Source organism: Cellulomonas terrae (genome assembly GCF_007990265.1).
Classification (GTDB): Bacteria; Actinomycetota; Actinomycetes; order Actinomycetales; family Cellulomonadaceae; genus Cellulomonas; species Cellulomonas terrae.
Map to the genome: position 1 here is coordinate 38834 of NZ_BJWH01000018.1, position 17523 is coordinate 56356.

Sequence of the window (17523 nt, forward strand, 5' to 3'; positions counted from 1 at the left end):
GGCGCCTGCTCAGAGGCCCTGGCGCAAGGCCTCCACCCAGCCGCCCGTCGACGTGATGTCCGCGCCCTCGACCCCCGACTCGGCCGTGCAGCCGAAGCCGACCACCCAGGTGCCGTCCGCGAGCTCGACCTGACCCAGCGACATCGGGGCGGGCAGACCCGCGAGCATCCGCCCGAGAGCACCGGGCGAGAGCCGCCAGACCTCGCCCGCGATCGGGGCACCCGCCCCCGGGCCGGCACGCACCAGGCCCGGCTTGCGAGGCTGGGTGTCGAGCGCGACCAGGCGGTAGGCGTCGGACGTGCGGACGGTGCGGACGAACCTGGCACCGAGCTCCTCGAGCTCGGCGTTCAGCGGCTGGCCGCGCAGGTGGGCGCCGACGACGAGGACGTCCACCCCGGCCCCGACGAGGAGCCGAGGCGTGCCGGGGGTGTCGTCCGAGCTCGCCAGCAGGCGGGCGGCCAGGTCGAGAGCGAGCTGGTCGTCGAACGCGCGGGACAGGACGGTGATCCCGAACGGGCCTCCGTCGGCCTCGCCGGCGGGGATCGCGACGGCCGCCATGTCGAGGAGGTTCACGAAGTTCGTGTAGGTGCCCAGACGGCGGTTGATGGTCACCGGGGCGGCCTGCACCGCGGCGATCGTCGGGTGCTCGGTGGTGGTCGGCAGCAGCAGCAGGTCGCAGCCGTCCAGGACCGCGGCGGCCTCCACCTTCGCCGCGGCGAGCCGCGCACGGTCGGCGACATAGGCGTGCGCCGGGGTGTCGCGGCCGGACAGGATGATCGACCGCACGGTCGGATCCGCGTCGGGGGCCGCGGCGAGGAACGTGCCGACGGCTTCGTAGCGCTCGGCGACGATCGCGCCGTCGTAGAGCAGCCGCGCGGCGTCGAGCATGCCGGAGATGTCCACCGTCCTGACCTGCGCACCGGTCGCACTCACTGCGTGCACCGCGGTGTCGAACGCCGCCCGCCAGCCGGGCGACAGCAGTGCGAGGTCCTCGTCCCGCGGCACTGCGACCACAGGAGCGGACCGCAGGCCGAGGCGCACGTCCACGGGCCAGTCCCGGCGCACCGGGTCGAGCGGGTCGGTGCCGATCATCGTGCGGGTGGCCAGGACGCCCAGGTCGAGGTCACGCGTGAAGGTCGTCACGACGTCGTAGCTGCGGCAGGCGGGGACGACGCCGGTGGTCGGGACGAGGCCGAGCGTCGACTTGATGCCGACGAGTCCCCCGAACGCCGCCGGGACGCGACCGGAGCCGGCCGTGTCGGTGCCGATGCCGATGTCCGCGATGCCGAGCGCGACCGCGACCGCCGACCCGGAGCTCGACCCACCGGAGACACGCTCCGGCAGGGTGGCGTGCCGCACGGCGCCGTACGGGCTGCGGACACCGACCAGCCCGGTCGCGAACTGGTCGAGGTTCGTCTTGCCGAGCACGACGGCACCCGCGTCGACCAGCGCCTGGACGGCCGGCGCGCTCGCACGGGCCGGGCCGGGTCGCCCTGCGGGGTCGGCCGCGAACGACGGGCACGCCGCCGTCGTCGGGAACCCGTCGACGTCGACGTTGTCCTTCACCGCGAGCGTGAGCCCGGCCAGCGGCAGCACCGCGCCCGCGGCGAGCCGCGCGTCGACCGCTCGGGCCGCGGCGATCGCCGACTCCTCGGGCAGCAGCGCGATCCACACCTCGGGCCGGTCCACCTCGGCGATCCGGGCATAGGCGCGGCGCACCCGTGCCTCGGCAGCACCGACGGACGCGTCGAGGTCCGGCTGGGACGAGTCGTCCACGACGAACGGCGTCGGGAGGGTCCCGCCCCCCGTCACGCCGTCGGTACCGGTCATCCCGTCGGTGCTGGTCACGTCGCCCATGGTCGTCCGCGTCACGCGCCCACCGCCAGGATCGCCAGCGGCGCGCCCGGAGCGACGTGCTGACCCGGTTCGACGAGCACCTTCAGCACGGTGCCGTCGGCGGGCGCCGCGACGCCGAGCTCGAGCTTCATGGCCTCGAGCGCGATGAGCAGATCCCCCTCCCTGACCTGCTCCCCGGCCCGCGCCTCGATCCGCCAGACGCTCCCGACCATCGGCGCCTCGACCAGCACGCAGCCGTCGAGCAGCTCGACCTCCCCCGGACCGGCGCCGAGGTCACCGGAGTGCGCAGGCTCCGCCTCGTCGGCCGAGTCGAGCTCGCCCGCGAGCGCCCAGGCGGCGCGCTCGTCGGCGAAGGCGGCGGCCTGCCGGAACTGGAACTCGGCGATGTCGTCGGCGTGCTCGGCGAGCATGTCCAGGTGCTCGCGGTAGGAGAACGTGCCGTGCTCGACCTCGACGTCGAGGCGCCCGGACGCGAAGGCGTCGCGCTGGGCGAGCAGCTCGTCGGCGGTGACGGGGTGCCAGACGACCCGGTCGAAGAACCGGAGCAGCCACGGCTTGCCGGGTTCGAACACCCCGCGCTGCCGGTGCCCGGACCAGATGGGCACGGTCCGGCCGACGAGCTGGTAGCCGCCGGGTGAGTCCATCCCGTAGACGCACAGGTACTGACCGCCCAGGCCGACGGTGTCCGCGGCGGTCCAGGTGCGCGCCGGGTTGTACTTGGTGGTCATGAGGCGGTGCCGCGGGTCGAGCGGGACTGCCAGCGGCGCGCCGAGGTAGACGTCGCCGAGGCCGAGCACCAGGTACTCGGCGGCCATCATCGTGTCGAACACGTCGTCGGTGGACGGCAGGCCGTTGATGCGGCGCACGAACTCGATGTTCGAGGGCAGCCACGGCGCGTCCGGGCGGACGCCGGCCTGGTACCGGGCGACGGCCTCCGCGATCACGGGGTCGTCGAACGACAGCGGCAGGTGGATCCGCCGGCTCGGCACCACCAGGTCCTCCGTCGCGGGCAGCGACGCCTCCAGACCGACCAGGACGTCGACCAGCGCGCGCACCGAGATGACCGACGGGTCCACGTGCACGTGCAGGCTGCGGACGCCGGGCGTGATGTCGATGACGCCCGGGGTGCCCTTCAGGGCCTCGCCGAGCGCGTGCACACGCATCCGCAGGCCGAGGTCGAGCACCATCGGGCCGTACTCGACGAGCACGTTGTCGTCGCCGCCGCGCAGGTAGACGACGTCGGGCGTGCCGGCGACCCGGGCGAGCACCCCGTCGTCACCGTCGGGGCCGGTGAGCACGTCCGGGCCGAGGTGCGCGGACGCGCGCAGGGCGTCGTCGGTGCGCAGCGCGTCGGCGGTGGCGTCGGGCACCGGCACCAGCCGGACCGTGTCGCCGGGGCGGATCTGGCCCATCTTCCAGCGGTGGCCGACGACGACGGTCAGCGGGCAGGCGAACCCGCCGAGGCTCGGGCCGTCGGGACCGAGCAGGATCGGGGTGTCGCCGGAGACGTTCAGCGCGCCGACCGAGTACGGGTTGTCGTGCAGGTTCGACGGGTGCAGGCCGGCCTCACCCCCGTCGGGGCGCGCCCACTGCGGCTTCGGTCCGGTCAGCCGGATGCCGGTGCGGTTGGCGTGCGTCTGCACCTGCCACGTCGCGGCGTAGAACATCTCCATGTCCGCGGGCGTGAAGTACGACGGCGCCGGCTGCGGTCCCTCCTGGACCGCGACCTCCCACTCGTGCACCAGCTGCGGGCGGACGTCCTCGGGCACGGCGACGGGCGGGGCTCCGAGCGGGACCCCGGGCACGAGGGTGTCGCCGACGACGAGCGCGCGGCCGGTGTACCCGCCGAACCCGCCCATCGAGAAGGTCGACGCCGAGCCGAGGTAGAGCGGCACGTCGAGCCCGCCGCGCAGCAGGACGTAGGTGCGCAGGCCGGCGTCGTGGGGTGCGCCGACGTCGAGCACGCCCCCGGCGGGCACGGTCACGGGCTCCCACTGCGGCACGGGCTCTCCGTCGACCGTCACCGGCGCGGGCGCGCCCGTGACGCAGACGACCGTCTCGTGGCTGAACCGCAGGCGCGGTCCGGTCAGCGTGCACTCCAGGCCCGGTGCTCCCTCGGGGTTGCCCAGCGCGCGGTTGCCCAGCCGGAACGAGAGGTCGTCCATCGGCCCCGACGGGGAGATGCCCACGTCCCAGAAGCCGAGCCTGCCGGGCCAGTCCTGCACGGTCGTCATCACGCCCGGGCGAACGACGTCGATGAAGGGCTCGTCGTCGGTGACGCCCGCCAGCGTCCCGGTCGTGTGCGTCGCGGCGAGCACGTCGGGCAGGCCGACCGCCTCGCGCAGGAGCGGGAGGTTGGTCTGCACGCCGGTGAACCGGGTGGCCGCGAGCGCGCGGCGGGACGCCGCGAACGCCTCGGTGCGACCGGCCGCGTGCACGATGACCTTGGCGAGCATCGGGTCGTAGTGGCTGGTCACCTGCTGCCCGGTCTCGGCCCACGCGTCGACGCGGACGGACGGGTCCTCGGGGTAGACGACCTCGGTGAGCAGCCCGGCGCTCGGCTGGTAGTCCTTGCGGGGGTCCTCTGCGTAGACGCGGACCTCGACGGCGTGACCCTCGATGGCCGGACCCTCGTCGGGCACCTCGTCCAGGAACGACGACTCGCCCTGCGCGAGCCGCAGCATCCACGCGACGAGATCGACGCGGGTCACGGCCTCGGTCACCGGGTGCTCGACCTGCAGGCGGGTGTTGACCTCGAGGAACGACGCCTCGCCGCGGTCGACGTCGTACACGTACTCGACCGTGCCGGCGGACCGGTAGGACACCGACGCCGTGAGGGCTCGGGCGGACTCGTGGAGCATGGCGCGCACGTCGTCGGGAAGCCCGGGTGCCGGCGCCTCCTCGACCACCTTCTGGTTGCGCCGCTGCAACGAGCAGTCGCGGTCCCCCAGGCTCACCACCCGGCCGGCCCCGTCGCCGAACACCTGCACCTCGAGGTGCCGCGCGCGGGACACGAACCGCTCCAGGAACACCCCGGCGCTGCCGAAGCTGGCTGCCGCGAGGCGCTGCACACGGTCGAACGCCGTCACGAGCTCGTCGGCGTCGGCACACGCCTGCATGCCGATCCCCCCGCCGCCGCCGACGGCCTTGACCATGACGGGGTAGCCGACGACGGACGCCGCGGCGAGCGCCTCGTCGACGGACTCCAGCAGCCCGCTGCCGGCGACGAGCGGGACGCCCGCCGCCTGCGCGGCCTCGCGCGCCTGGTGCTTGTCGCCGAACACCGACAGGTGCGCCGCCGTCGGCCCGACGAACGCCAGGCCTGCCGCCTCGACCTCGCGGGCGAACTGCGCGTTCTCGGACAGGAACCCGTACCCGGGGTGGATCGCGCCGGCGCCGGTCTCCGCCGCGGCGTGCAGCACGAGCTCCGGCCGCAGGTAGCTCTCGCTGGCGGCGGCGGGTCCGAGACGCACCGCGACGTCCGCGAGCCGTACGTGCGGGGCCGCCGCGTCCGCGTCGGAGTACACGGCGACGGTCTTGAGGCCGAGGTCGCGCGCGCTGCGCAGGATGCGGACGGCGATCTCGCCGCGGTTGGCCACGAGCAGGGTGTCGAACACGGCGTCCCCCGGGTGCGGTCGTGCGTGGGCCGCGCCCCCGTCGGGCGTCCGGCGCGGGATGTATACACCCCGGTATCCGGCACGCTAGAGACGCCGTGTTTCCCGGCCCACGCGCTCGCGTAAACGGTGCGTTACGCCTTCCCGTCCGCGGTCAGCTGCGCGGCGACCGCAGCCACGTAGCGCGCGAGCGTCGCCCGGTCCGGGGCGGGGAAGGGCTCCTCGGCGACCATGACGTGGTGCATCGCGGCGGTGAGCAGGAAGCCGAAGGCCGCGACGTCCACGTCGGCGCGCACGTCACCGTCCCGCTGCCGAGCCGCGAGGAAGTCCGTCATCACGCCGGCCCACGACCGGGTGACGCCGGCGTCGACCGCGAGCTGGAGGGGACCGTCCTCCCGCGGCGAGCGGGCGAGATGGGCGACGAGCGCGGGCGCGTCCGACGCGAGGTGCAGGTCGGAGAACTCCATGAGCCGGTCGCCGAGGTCGCCCCCCGACCGCGCCGCCCACGCGTCCAGGTCCCGGGCCAGGTCGCCGAGCGAGCGCCAGGTCAGCTCCCGCAGGAGCTCCTCGCGCGACGGGAACGCCTTGTAGGACATGCCGACCGCCATGCCGGCCTCGGCGGCGAGCGCGCGCATCGTCAGCCCGTCCACGCCGTCGCGGGCGATCAGCGTGCGCGCGTGCGCGAGGAGCGTCTCGCGCAGGCCGTCGACGTCCAGCGGCGGTCGGGGGGTCACAGGCTCTCCTGTTCGTTGACACCAGAAAGTAACATGAACTACCGTTCATGAACTCTTGTTCACGATTCGCTCGGAGGGTGCCCACCATGAGCACGACAGAAGCCCGCGTCACGGTCCGCTCGACTGCCGTCCGGACCTGGGCGCTCCTGGCATGGGTCGCCCTCGGGGCTGCCACCGGCGTGCTCGCGATCCTGCCGGGCGACGGCGAGGGGCTGACCAGCATGCAGCCGACGACGGTGATCGGCATCGCCGTCCTGGGGTACCTGGCCGCAGCGGTCGCCGGGCGGCGGTGGGTCGGGTGGGTCGGCGCGTGGACGTTCGCGGTCCTCGTCGTGCTCGCCGGGCTCCTGGACGTCCCCCGGACCATCGTCTTCGTGACCTCAGGCGTGATCCTCACCGGCATCGGGCTCGTCCTGCGCCCACGGCTCACCGTTCCCCAGGCGCTCGCCGCCGCCGGCTACCTGGGCGTCGCCCTGGTCGCCCTGCTGCTCGCTCCTCGCGTCGGGCTCGCGATTGCCGGGCTCGCACTGGCCACGCACGTGGTCTGGGACGTCATCCACTTCCGCCGCGACGCCGTCGTCAACCGGTCGCTCGCGCTGTGGTGCATCGGGCTGGACCTGGTCGTCGGCGGGGCGTGCGTCGTGGCCGCGGTCGCCGGCTGACCCACGAGGCGGTGCGACGACCGCGGAGGTCAGCCCGCGAGCGCCATCCGGGTCATCGACTGCGTCGCGCGCTGCATGACGACCTCGAGCGACTCCCCCACGTGCTTGTGCAGGGCGGTCAGGGCCGACGGCAGCTCGCGGGCGAGGACCAGGGTGAGGATCTCGAGGTGCTCGTCGATGGTCGCGGTGATGCGGTCGGTCTCGACGAAGTCGTGCATGCGCACGGCGCGGATCTTCTGGTTCACGGTGACCAGGGCGCCGGTGAGCTGGGTGTTCCCCGACGACCGGGACAGCACCTGGTGGAAGCCCTCGTCGAAGAGCACGAAGCTCGCGTCGGGGTCGGGCGGAGCGTCACGGAGCTCGGCCCACTTCTCCCGCTCCGTGCGCAGGAGCTCCTCGTCGTGCCGGACCTGCGGGTTCTCGATGGCCCGGGCGATCCCGCGCAGCTCGAGGGTGATCCGCAGCTCGTAGAGGTTGCGCAGGTCCTCCAGGCTGGGCACGACGACGGCGTACCCGAAGTCGGTGCGCTCGACGAGCCCGTCGGACAGGAGCCGCGACAGGGCCTCCCGGACGGGGGTGCGCGACACGTCGAAGAGCTTGCCCAGCTTGGGTTCGGTGAGTCGCTCCCGCGGGGAGATGCGGCCGTTCAAGATCTCGTCGCGCAGCTGCTGATAGACCACGTCACGCAGCGACCGCGGATCCTCGGACAGCCCGGTCGTCCCACCCGTGCTCATGGTCACGAAGCGTAGACCCCCGTGCTCATAGGGCCATCGCGGCGCGCACGTCGGCCTCCTGGTCCGCGCCGCCGGCACCGGAGCGCGTGACCCGCCCGGACTCCAGCACGTAGTACTGCCCGGCCGCGCCGAGCGCGAACCCGACGTGCTGCTCGACGAGCAGCACGGACAGCCCACCGGCGCTGAGCGTCCCGATGGCGTCCTCGATCTCCTGCACCACGGACGGCTGGATGCCCTCGGTGGGCTCGTCGAGGATGAGGACGCGCGGCCCGGTCAGGAGGGCCCGGGCTATCGCGAGCTGCTGGCGCTGGCCACCGGACAGGAGACCTGCGCGTCGGCCGAGGAGCTCGCGCAGGGCGGGGAACAGGTCGAGCGCGTCGGCCATCCGGGACGCGCCGGCCGACCCGGCGCCGTCGGCGACGAGCTGGAGGTTCTCCCGTGCGGTGAGCTGCCCGAACGACTGCTGGCCCTGCGGCACGTAGGCCAGACCACGCCGCACCCGCTGGTGCGGCCGGAGGCGGGAGACGTCCTCGCCGAGCAGGGTCACGCGTCCGCTGCGCACCGGCAGCAGCCCGACGGCCGCCCGCAGGAGCGTCGTCTTGCCGGCGCCGTTGTGGCCCATGATCGCGGTCACCCCGCCGTCGGGCACCTCGACGTCGACACCGTGCACCACGGACGTCCGGCCGTAGCCGACGTGCACGCCGGTGAGCTGCAGCATCAGGACGCCTCCTTCGTAGAGCCCCGTGCACCGGCACCGCGGCCCAGGTACACCTCGACCACCTTCGGGTCGGCCTGCACCTGCGCGACCGTCCCCTCGCTGAGCACGGACCCCTGGTGGAGCACGGTCACCGACGAGGCGAAGCTGCGCAGGAACTCCATGTCGTGCTCGACGACCACGACCGTGCGCTGCGCACCGATGCGTCGGAGCAGCTGCCCGGTCTCCTCCCGCTCGGCCTGGCTCATGCCGGCGACGGGCTCGTCGAGCAGCAGCAGCCGGGCGTCCTGGACGAGCAGCATCCCGATCTCCAGCCACTGCTTCTGCCCGTGCGCGAGCACCCCGGCGGGCAGGTCGCGCGCGTGCGTCAGGCCGACGGTCTCCAGCGCGGCCTCGACCGCCTCCGGGATCCCCTTGCGCCGCCGCAGCATGAGACGGGCCTTGCGACGCGACCCCGCGGCGATGTCGAGGTTCTGCAGCACGGTGAGCTCGTCGAACACGCTGGCCGTCTGGAACGTCCGGCCGACCCCGGCGCGTGCGACCTTGTGCGACGGCTTGCCGACGAGCTCGACCCCGCCGAACCGGATGGACCCGGTCGCGGGCGCCAGCCCCGTGATGGCGTCGACGATCGTGGTCTTGCCGGCGCCGTTGGGTCCGATGAGGAACCGCAGGTCGCCCTGCGTCACCGTCAGGTCGACACCCGCGACGGCGACGAACCCGTCGAACACCACGCGCAGGTCGCGGATCTCCAGGTAGTCGTGCTTGAACCGGGCGTCGTCGGCGGCGATCACCTGCTCCAGCGCGTCCGGGTCCAGCGACCCCTCGCCGATCAGGGGGGCGGCGGTGGTGGGCATCTCGCTCATGAGGCTTTCCCGGAGGTCTCGAGGGCGGGCTCCGGCTCCGGGGCCACAGGGTCGGCAGGCTCGGCGCGTCGTCGGCGGAAGAACCGACCGACCGTCGCCAGCCCGTTCGGCAGGAACGCGACGACGAGGATGAACAGCGCACCCTGGAAGTAGATCCAGAACGACGGGAACGACTCCGACAGGGACGTCTCCGCCCACGACACCCCGATCGCGCCGAGCACCGGCCCGAGGAGGGTGGCCCGCCCGCCGATCGCGACGCCGACGAGGAACGCGATGGACGGCACGACGCCCACGTCGGCCGGCGAGATGATCCCGACGACCGGCGTGAACAGCGCCCCGCCGATGGCCGCGAAGCAGGCGGCGACCGCGTAGGCGACGGTCTTGACGACGGCCGGGTCGTAGCCGAGGAACCGGACGCGGTTCTCCTGGTCGCGGACCGCGACCAGGAGCTCGCCGTAGCGCGAGCCCATGATCAGCCGCACGGTCAGGACCATGAGCAGCAGCACGCCCGCCGCGATGAAGTAGAGCATCCGCTTGTTCACGGGGTCCGACAGGGTGAACCCGAAGAACGACTGGAACCCGTTGAGCCCGTTGGTGCCGCCGGTGACCTTCTGCTGCCCGACGAGCAGGATGGCGAACGCGGCGGCGAGCGCCTGCGACAGGATCGCGAAGTACGCCCCCCGGACGCGTCGCTTGAACACCGCGAGGCCGAGCAGGGTGGCGACGAGGGCCGGCAGGACGAGGATCGCCAGGACCGTGACGACGGGGTCCCGGAACGGCTCCCACCAGCCGGGTACCGTGCCGTCGCCGTACAGGAGCATGAAGTCGGGCACCCCGCCGGGACCGGCGTCGGACAGCTTGAGGTGCATCGCCATGATGTAGCCGCCGAGGCCGAAGAACACGCCCTGCCCGAGCACGAGCATCCCGCCGCGCCCCCAGGCCAGCCCGATGCCGACCGCGACCATGGCGAGGCAGCAGAACTTGGCCAGCAGGTTGAGCCGGAAGTCCGACAGCAGCGCCGGCGCGACACCGAACAGCAGCGCGGCGGCGATCGCGAGCCCGCCCCAGAACCGGACCCGGGGGCTCATGCGAGGCTCCGGGTCCGCACCGAGACGAGACCCTGCGGCCTGACCTGCAGGAACGCGACGATCACGACGAACAGCAGCACCTTGGCGATGCTCGCCGTCGTCGAGTACTCGAAGCCCGCCTGGAGCAGCCCGAGCGCGAACGCCGCGATCACCGCACCCTTGAGCTGCCCGATACCGCCGACGACCACGACGAGGAACGCGTCGACGATGTAGTTGGTGCCCAGCGTCGGACCGATCGACCCGAGCAGGGTGAGGGCCACTCCCGCGACACCCGCCACGCCGGACCCGACGAAGAACGTCAGCCGGTCGGTGGCCCGCGTCGAGATGCCGGACGTCTCGGCGAGGTCGCGGTTCTGCACGGTGGCGCGGATGCGGCGGCCGAGCGGGGTGAGCTTGAGCAGGAGGGAGAGCGCCAGCACGCACAGGAGCGCGAGCGCGAGGATGAACAGCCGGGTCTTGGGGATGCCGACGCCGAGGATGTCCACCGCTCCGGACAACCAGGCGGGCGCGCGGACGTCCACGTTGGGGGCGCCGAACACGTCGCGGGCCAGCTGCTGGAGCACGAGGGCGACGCCGAACGTCACCAGCAGCGTGTCCAGCGGCCGCTTGTACATGCGGGAGATGAGCGTGACCTCCAGGAGCAGGCCGAGCAGCCCGCCGACGAGGAACCCGATGACCAGCGAGACCAGCAGGGAGACGCCCGCGTCGGCGATGACGCCCTGCACCACGAACGCCGTGTAGGCGCCGGCCATCATGAACTCGCCGTGCGCCATGTTGATGACGCCCATCTGACCGAACGTCAGCGCCAGGCCGAGCGCCGCGAGCAGCAGCACCGACCCCAGGCTGAGGCCCGCGAAGAGCTGTGAGACGAGGGCGTCCATCCGGCCCGTCCTTCCTGTGGAGAGGGAGGTGACCCGGCGCCTGCGAGCAGGCGCCGGGTCACCAGCGGGTCAGGACAGGCCCTCGGCCCAGTCGTAGCCCTCGAGGAACGGGTCCGGCTCGATGGGACCGTCCGACGACCACTCGGTGTAGATGAGCCCGTCGGGGCCGATCTTGCCGATGAGCGCGGTCTTCGCGATGTGGTGGTTGTCGCCGTTCACGGTGACGGTGCCCTCGGGCGCCTCGAACGTGACGCCGTCCGCCGCCTCCTGGATGGCCGCGACCTCGAACGACTCGGCCTTCTCGACCATGCCCTTCCAGAGGTAGAGCGACGTGTAGGCCGCCTCCATCGGGTCGGAGGTCACCCGGTCCTCGCCGAACTTGGCCTTGAAGGCCGCGACGAACGTCTCGTTCTCGGGGCTCTCGACCGTCTGGTAGTAGTTCCAGGCGGTGAGCTGGCCGACGATGTTGTCGATGCCGATGCCACCGACCTCCTCCTCCGCGATGGAGACGGAGACGACGGGGAGCGTCTCGGCGGCCAGACCGACGTTCTTGTACTCCTTGAAGAACGCGACGTTGGAGTCACCGTTGAGGGTGTTGAACACCGCGTCCGCGCCCGAGCCCTTGAGCTTGTTCACGATCGTCGCGAAGTCCGTGTGGCCCAGCGGCGCGTACTCCTCGCCGACGATCTCGACGTCGTTGGCGCCGGCCCAGGCGACGATCTCCTTGTTGGCCGTGCGCGGGAAGACGTAGTCGGAGCCGACGAGGAAGATCTTCGACTTGCCCTGCTCCTTGAGGTACTCCATGCCGGGCAGGATCTGCTGGTTGGTCGTCGCACCCGTGTAGAAGATGTTCGGCGACGCCTCCAGGCCCTCGTACTGGACCGGGTAGAACAGCAGCGAGTCCTTGGCCTCGAAGACGGGGAGCATGGCCTTGCGCGACGAGGACGTCCAGCCGCCGAACACCGCGGCGACGCAGTCGGACGAGATGAGCTTCTCGGCCTTCTCCGCGAACACGCTGGGCTCGGAGGCGCCGTCCTCCGCGACGATCTCGAGCTGCTTGCCCAGGACCCCGCCGTCGGCGTTGATCTCCTCGGCGGCCAGGTCGAGGGAGTCCCGGACCGTCTGCTCGGAGATGGCCATGGTGCCGGACAGCGAGTTGAGGAAGCCGATCTTGACGGTGTCGCCGGACGTGTCGACGCACGAGGCCGACGCTGCCGTGCCGGCGTCCGCCGGGTCGTCGGAGGTGCGGGCGCCACATCCCGCGACACCGAGGGCGACGGCCAGGGCGGCCGCCGGGAGGGCGAGAGCGCGCGTACTGAATCTGGTCAACGGAGAGGCCTTTCGCTGGGGACGAGCTGTGGGGCGGATCCGGACAGGGGCCGGGAAAGCGAACGACACCGCGCTGTGTCCCGCGCTGTATACATCCCTGTGCCCATGGGTGATGAACCTAGGGACGGGGTGTTTCGGGCAACGACCGGTCCGCGTAAACGGTCTGTTTCGGGCCGGTCCCGGTTGCGTCACAGCGGCGGATACCCTCGACAGATGCCGCAGCACCGTCCCCTCGACCAGTCGTCGAAGCTCAAGAACGTGCTCTACGAGATCCGCGGGTCCGCCCTGGACGAGGTCGTCCGCCTGGAGGCCGAGGGCCACACGATCCTGCGGCTCAACACCGGCAACCCCGCGGCGTTCGGGTTCGAGGCGCCCCACCAGATCGTCCGCGACGTCATCGCCGCGATCCCGCACGCGCACGGGTACACCGACTCCCGCGGGATCCTGAGCGCCCGTCGCGCGGTGGTCACGCGGTACGAGACGGAGCCCGGCTTCCCCGAGATCGACGTCGACGACGTCTACCTGGGCAACGGCGTCTCGGAACTCATCACCATGGTCATGCAGGCGCTCCTCGACGAGGGCGACGAGGTGCTCATCCCGTCGCCGGACTACCCGCTCTGGACCGCGATGACGTCCCTGTCCGACGGCGTCCCGGTGCACTACCGCTGCGACGAGGCCGCGGGCTGGGAGCCCGACCTGGAGCACCTCCGCTCGCTCGTGACCCCCCGCACCAAGGCGATCGTCGTCATCAACCCGAACAACCCCACCGGCGCGGTCTACTCACGCACCGTCCTGGAGGGCATCGCCGCGATCGCCCGCGAGCACAGCCTCCTGCTGCTCGCCGACGAGATCTACGACCGCATCCTGTTCGACGGCGCGCAGCACATCCCTCTCGCCTCCGTCGCGCCGGACCTGCTGTGCCTGACGTTCAACGGCCTGTCCAAGACGTACCGCGTGGCCGGCTACCGGTCGGGGTGGATGGTCGTCACCGGCCCCCGCGAGCACGCGACCGGGTTCCTCGAGGGCATCACCCTGCTCGCGTCGACCCGCCTGTGCCCCAACGTCCCGGCCCAGCACGCGGTCCAGGCCGCCCTCGGCGGCATCCAGAGCATCGAGGCGCTGATCGCCCCCGGCGGTCGGCTGCACGAGCAGCGCGACGTCGCCTACCGCGGGCTGACCTCGATCCCCGGCGTGGACTGCGTCCGCCCCGACGGCGCCCTCTACCTGTTCCCCCGGCTCGACCCGGAGGTGCACGAGATCCGCGACGACGCCCGCCTCGTCTACGACCTGCTGGTCAGCGAGCACATCCTGCTCGTCCAGGGCACGGGCTTCAACTGGCCGAAGCCGGACCACCTGCGCATCGTCACGCTCCCGGAGGCACGGGTCCTGGCGGAAGCGGTGGAACGCATGGGCAACTTCCTGTCGAGCTACCGCCAGTAGCCCGACCGCCGGTCGAGGGCGGCAGCTCGCGACGAGAGCGGCAGTCGGAGCTCACGCTCTCGTCGGAAAGTGCCGACCTCGCGAGCAGCGGGGCGGCCGGGGACAGCGAACGGGCCGGTCACCCGAAGGTGACCGGCCCGTCCGTGTGGTTCAGCGCGGGATCAGAACCCGCCGCCGAAGTCCTCGCCACCGCCGGGGCCGGCGGGGGCCGACTTCTCCGGCTTGTCGGCCACGACGGCCTCGGTGGTGAGGAACAGCGCAGCGATGGACGCCGCGTTCTGCAGGGCGGAGCGCGTGACCTTCACCGGGTCGTTGACGCCCGCGGCGAGCAGGTCCTCGTACGTGTTGGTCGCGGCGTTGAGGCCGTGACCCACGGGGAGGTTGCGCACCTTCTCCGCGACGACGCCACCCTCGAGACCGGCGTTGATCGCGATCTGCTTGAGGGGAGCCTCGATCGCGAGCTTCACGATCGCGGCACCGGTCGCCTCGTCGCCCTCGAGCTTGAGGCCCTCGAACGCGGTCTTGCCGGCCTGGATGAGAGCCACGCCACCACCGGCGACGATGCCCTCCTCGACGGCCGCCTTGGCGTTGCGCACGGCGTCCTCGATGCGGTGCTTGCGCTCCTTGAGCTCGACCTCGGTGGCCGCGCCCGCCTTGATGACGGCGACGCCGCCGGCGAGCTTGGCGAGGCGCTCCTGGAGCTTCTCGCGGTCGTAGTCCGAGTCGGAGTTGTCGATCTCGGCGCGGATCTGCGAGACGCGGCCCTGGATCTGGGCGGCGTCGCCGGAGCCCTCGACGATCGTGGTCTCGTCCTTGGTGACGACGATCTTGCGCGCCGTACCGAGGACCTCGAGGCCCACCGTGTCGAGCTTGAGACCGACGGTCTCGGAGACGACCTGACCACCGGTGAGGATGGCCATGTCCTGCAGCATCGCCTTGCGGCGGTCGCCGAAGCCGGGGGCCTTGACGGCGACCGACTTGAACAGGCCACGGATCTTGTTGACGACGAGCGTGGCCAGGGCCTCGCCCTCGACGTCCTCGGCGACGATGAACAGCGGCTTGCCGGCCTGGATGACCTTCTCCAGCAGCGGCAGCAGGTCCTTGACGTTCGAGATCTTGGACTCGACGAGCAGGACGTACGCGTCCTCGAGGACGGCCTCCTGACGCTCCGGGTCGGTCACGAAGTACGCCGACAGGAAGCCCTTGTCGAAGCGCATGCCCTCGGTGAGCTCCAGCTCGAGGCCCAGCGCGCTGGACTCCTCGACGGTGATGACGCCTTCCTTGCCGACCTTGTCGAGCGCCTCGGCGATCAGGTCGCCGATCGCCTGGTCGCCGGCGGAGATGGCGGCCGTGGCGGCGATCTCCTCCTTGGTCTCGACGTCCTTCGCCTGCGCGAGCAGAGCAGCGGTGACGGCCTCGACGGCCTTCTCGATGCCCTTCTTCAGCGCGATCGGGTTGGCGCCGGCCGCGACGTTGCGCAGGCCTTCGCGCACGAGCGCCTGGGCGAGCACGGTGGCGGTGGTGGTGCCGTCGCCCGCGACGTCGTCCGTCTTCTTGGCGACCTCCTTGACGAGCTCCGCACCGATCTTCTCGAAGGGGTCCTCGAGGTCGATCTCCTTGGCGATGGAGACGCCGTCGTTGGTGATCGTGGGGGCGCCCCACTTCTTGTCCAGGACGACGTTGCGGCCCTTCGGGCCGAGGGTGACCTTGACGGTGTCGGCGAGGATGTTGAGTCCCCGCTCGATGCCGCGGCGGGCCTCCTCGTTGAAGGCAATGATCTTGGCCATGGGGCTGTGATCCTTCACTGGGTTCGGGTCGGCCGAGGGTGCCCGCGACGGACGAGCACGTCACCCGCGGTCTTGTCCCGCGTGCGACGGCCCTCACCGGACGGCCGTGGTGGTTCTGTCACTCTCCACCGGAGAGTGCTAAGTCAATGGTTAGCACTCGACCCCCGAGAGTGCAAGCAGCGTTCGCCCAGAGCGCGTGCCCGCGGGCCCGGGTCCGAGCACGTCGGAGGCCCTCCTGCGCAGGTGATCGGGCCCGGGCCGGGGTGCGGCCCCACTATCGTGCGCGTGTGCGCGATCACGACGAGGACGTCGAGAGCCACGGCAGGCACGCCGCGGCCGTGGTCCCGCGCGCGCACCGACGCAGCCCCGCGCACCGCCGCCGCCGGACGGGCGGGCTCGTCGCCACCGCGTTCGTGGCGGCCGGGACGACGCTGCTCGTCGTGACCGCACCGGCGGGGGCGCTGGCGACCGACACCCTGTCCGCGACGGTCGTCGTCCCGGAGCCGTCCGCCGCCGAGTACGCGACCATCCCGCTGTACCTCGAAGGCCTCACCACCCTGCCCGGCGGCCGGCGGGTCCCGCTCGCGGTCGGCACCGACGCCACGTTCCTGACCGGCACGCACGTCCTCGACCCGGCGGCAGCCAGGCTCGCGCGCGACGTCGCCGGGGCGGCCACGGACGAGCACGGCGCGACCGTGAGCGCCGCCGCGTCCGTGGCCGAACGGCAGCGCGCGTGGCTCGCCACCGGCACGGTCCCCGGCACCGGCGGACCGTACGAGGACATGGCGCGCGCCGCGCTGCTCGACCTGCACGCGCTCCAGCTCCCCGACGGCGCCGCGGTGGCGGCCTGGTCGGAGAAGTGGAGATACGTGTGGCCGCGTGACGCGTCGTTCGTCGCCGTCGCCCTCGCGCGCACCGGGCACGTCGACGACGCCCTCGAGATCCTCGGCTTCCTCGACCGGGTCCAGTCCCCCGACGGCTCCTTCCAGGCGCGGTACCTGCCCGACGGCTCCGGGCCGCCGGACGACCGCGGCGTGCAGACCGACGGCACGGGCTGGGTGATGTGGGCGTCCGGGCTCGTCCTCGCCGAGATCACCGACCCCTCGCAGCGCGCGGACGCGGCGGCGGAGCTCCTGCCGCTGGTGCAGAGGTCCGCGCGGCACGCGATCTCGCTCGTCGCGCACGACGGGCTGCCCCCGGCGTCGCCCGACTACTGGGAGGTGCCGGAGGACACGCTGACGCTGGGCACGGTCGCACCCCTGGTCGCCGGGCTGCAGCAGGCGGCGGTCGTCCTGGAGCTCGCCGACGACGACGCCCTGGCGCGGTCGGCGTTCGACGCCTCGATCCGGTCCAAGGTCGCCGTGATCCGCGGGTTCGGCGCCACCGGGTTCGCGCGGCACCTCGACGGGGGTCACGCCGACGCCGCCAGCGCGTTCCTGCTCCCGCCGTTCCTGACCAGCGCCGTCCCCGGCGTGGAGAAGGCGTGGCGGGCGTCGGCGACGGCCATGGTGCGGCCGGCGAACGGGCTCGCCCCCGGTGCCGGTTGGCGCGACGACGGCGTCTCGTGGACGCCGCAGACCTCGCTCTACGCGTGGGTGGCCGCCGAGAACGGCGACACCGAGCTCGCCGACGGGTGGCTCGCGTTCCTCGACACGCACCGCACCCCGTCGGGGTCGCTGCCGGAGAAGGTCCTCGCCGACGGATCGCCGGCCGCCGTGGCGCCGCTCGGCTGGAGCGCAGCGTGCGTGCTGCTCGCGCTCGACGCGCTGGAGCCGTGACACGCCGACGGGCCGCGCACCTCGGGAGGTGCACGGCCCGC

13 protein-coding genes are annotated in these 17523 nt (G+C 72.5%); 3 read left to right on the forward strand and 10 right to left on the reverse strand.

The genetic code is table 11. The features are described from left to right. Positions 1-9: 9 nt before the first annotated feature. The 3 genes from atzF to CTE05_RS15205 all read right to left on the reverse strand — a co-directional run bounded on the left by atzF (position 10) and on the right by CTE05_RS15205 (position 6205). A complete protein-coding gene (gene atzF, locus CTE05_RS15195; protein WP_246123675.1) occupies positions 10-1872 on the reverse strand; it encodes an allophanate hydrolase in 1863 nt (620 codons plus the stop codon). Next, positions 1869-5474, reverse strand: coding sequence for an urea carboxylase (uca, locus tag CTE05_RS15200; RefSeq protein ID WP_146847155.1), 3606 nt, complete (start codon positions 5472-5474; stop codon positions 1869-1871). Before uca ends, atzF begins: the two co-directional genes overlap by 4 nt. A 131-nt stretch (positions 5475-5605) precedes the next feature. Continuing rightward, a complete protein-coding gene (locus CTE05_RS15205; protein ID WP_146847156.1) occupies positions 5606-6205 on the reverse strand; it encodes a TetR/AcrR family transcriptional regulator in 600 nt (199 codons plus the stop codon). Between the two features lie 86 nt (positions 6206-6291). Here CTE05_RS15205 and CTE05_RS15210 point away from each other — a divergent pair, with 86 nt between their 5' ends. Then, on the forward strand, positions 6292-6867 hold the full coding sequence (locus CTE05_RS15210) for a hypothetical protein (protein ID WP_146847157.1): 576 nt from the start codon (positions 6292-6294) through the stop codon (positions 6865-6867). A 29-nt stretch (positions 6868-6896) separates the two neighbouring features. On the opposite strand, the gene CTE05_RS15215 is transcribed toward CTE05_RS15210, so the two are convergent. The 6 genes from CTE05_RS15215 to urtA form a co-directional block, all read right to left on the reverse strand. Next, complete coding sequence (locus CTE05_RS15215) at positions 6897-7601, reverse strand: GntR family transcriptional regulator (RefSeq protein WP_146847158.1); 705 nt, start codon at positions 7599-7601, stop codon at positions 6897-6899. Between the two features lie 25 nt (positions 7602-7626). Next, positions 7627-8319: an urea ABC transporter ATP-binding subunit UrtE gene (gene urtE, locus CTE05_RS15220; protein ID WP_146847159.1), complete on the reverse strand. Its 693-nt coding sequence runs from the start codon at positions 8317-8319 to the stop codon at positions 7627-7629. Further along, complete coding sequence (gene urtD, locus CTE05_RS15225) at positions 8319-9179, reverse strand: urea ABC transporter ATP-binding protein UrtD (RefSeq protein WP_222595496.1); 861 nt, start codon at positions 9177-9179, stop codon at positions 8319-8321. Before urtD ends, urtE begins: the two co-directional genes overlap by 1 nt. Next, positions 9176-10267, reverse strand: coding sequence for an urea ABC transporter permease subunit UrtC (gene urtC / locus CTE05_RS15230; RefSeq protein ID WP_146847160.1), 1092 nt, complete (start codon positions 10265-10267; stop codon positions 9176-9178). Before urtC ends, urtD begins: the two co-directional genes overlap by 4 nt. Further along, positions 10264-11148 carry an urea ABC transporter permease subunit UrtB gene (gene urtB / locus CTE05_RS15235; RefSeq protein WP_146847161.1) on the reverse strand — a complete coding sequence of 295 codons (885 nt, stop codon included), beginning with the start codon at positions 11146-11148 and terminating at the stop codon, positions 10264-10266. Before urtB ends, urtC begins: the two co-directional genes overlap by 4 nt. Positions 11149-11217: 69 nt before the next feature. Beyond that, complete coding sequence (urtA, locus tag CTE05_RS15240; RefSeq protein ID WP_146847162.1) at positions 11218-12477, reverse strand: urea ABC transporter substrate-binding protein; 1260 nt, start codon at positions 12475-12477, stop codon at positions 11218-11220. Between the two features lie 213 nt (positions 12478-12690). Between urtA and CTE05_RS15245 the strand changes: the two genes are divergently transcribed. Next, positions 12691-13917 carry a pyridoxal phosphate-dependent aminotransferase gene (locus tag CTE05_RS15245; RefSeq protein ID WP_146847163.1) on the forward strand — a complete coding sequence of 409 codons (1227 nt, stop codon included), beginning with the start codon at positions 12691-12693 and terminating at the stop codon, positions 13915-13917. Between the two features lie 161 nt (positions 13918-14078). On the opposite strand, the gene groL is transcribed toward CTE05_RS15245, so the two are convergent. Beyond that, positions 14079-15704, reverse strand: coding sequence for a chaperonin GroEL (gene groL, locus CTE05_RS15250; protein ID WP_146847164.1), 1626 nt, complete (start codon positions 15702-15704; stop codon positions 14079-14081). A gap of 287 nt (positions 15705-15991) precedes the next feature. Between groL and CTE05_RS15255 the strand changes: the two genes are divergently transcribed. Then, positions 15992-17482, forward strand: coding sequence for a glycoside hydrolase family 15 protein (locus tag CTE05_RS15255; RefSeq protein WP_146847165.1), 1491 nt, complete (start codon positions 15992-15994; stop codon positions 17480-17482). The last annotated feature ends 41 nt before the right edge of the window (positions 17483-17523 follow it).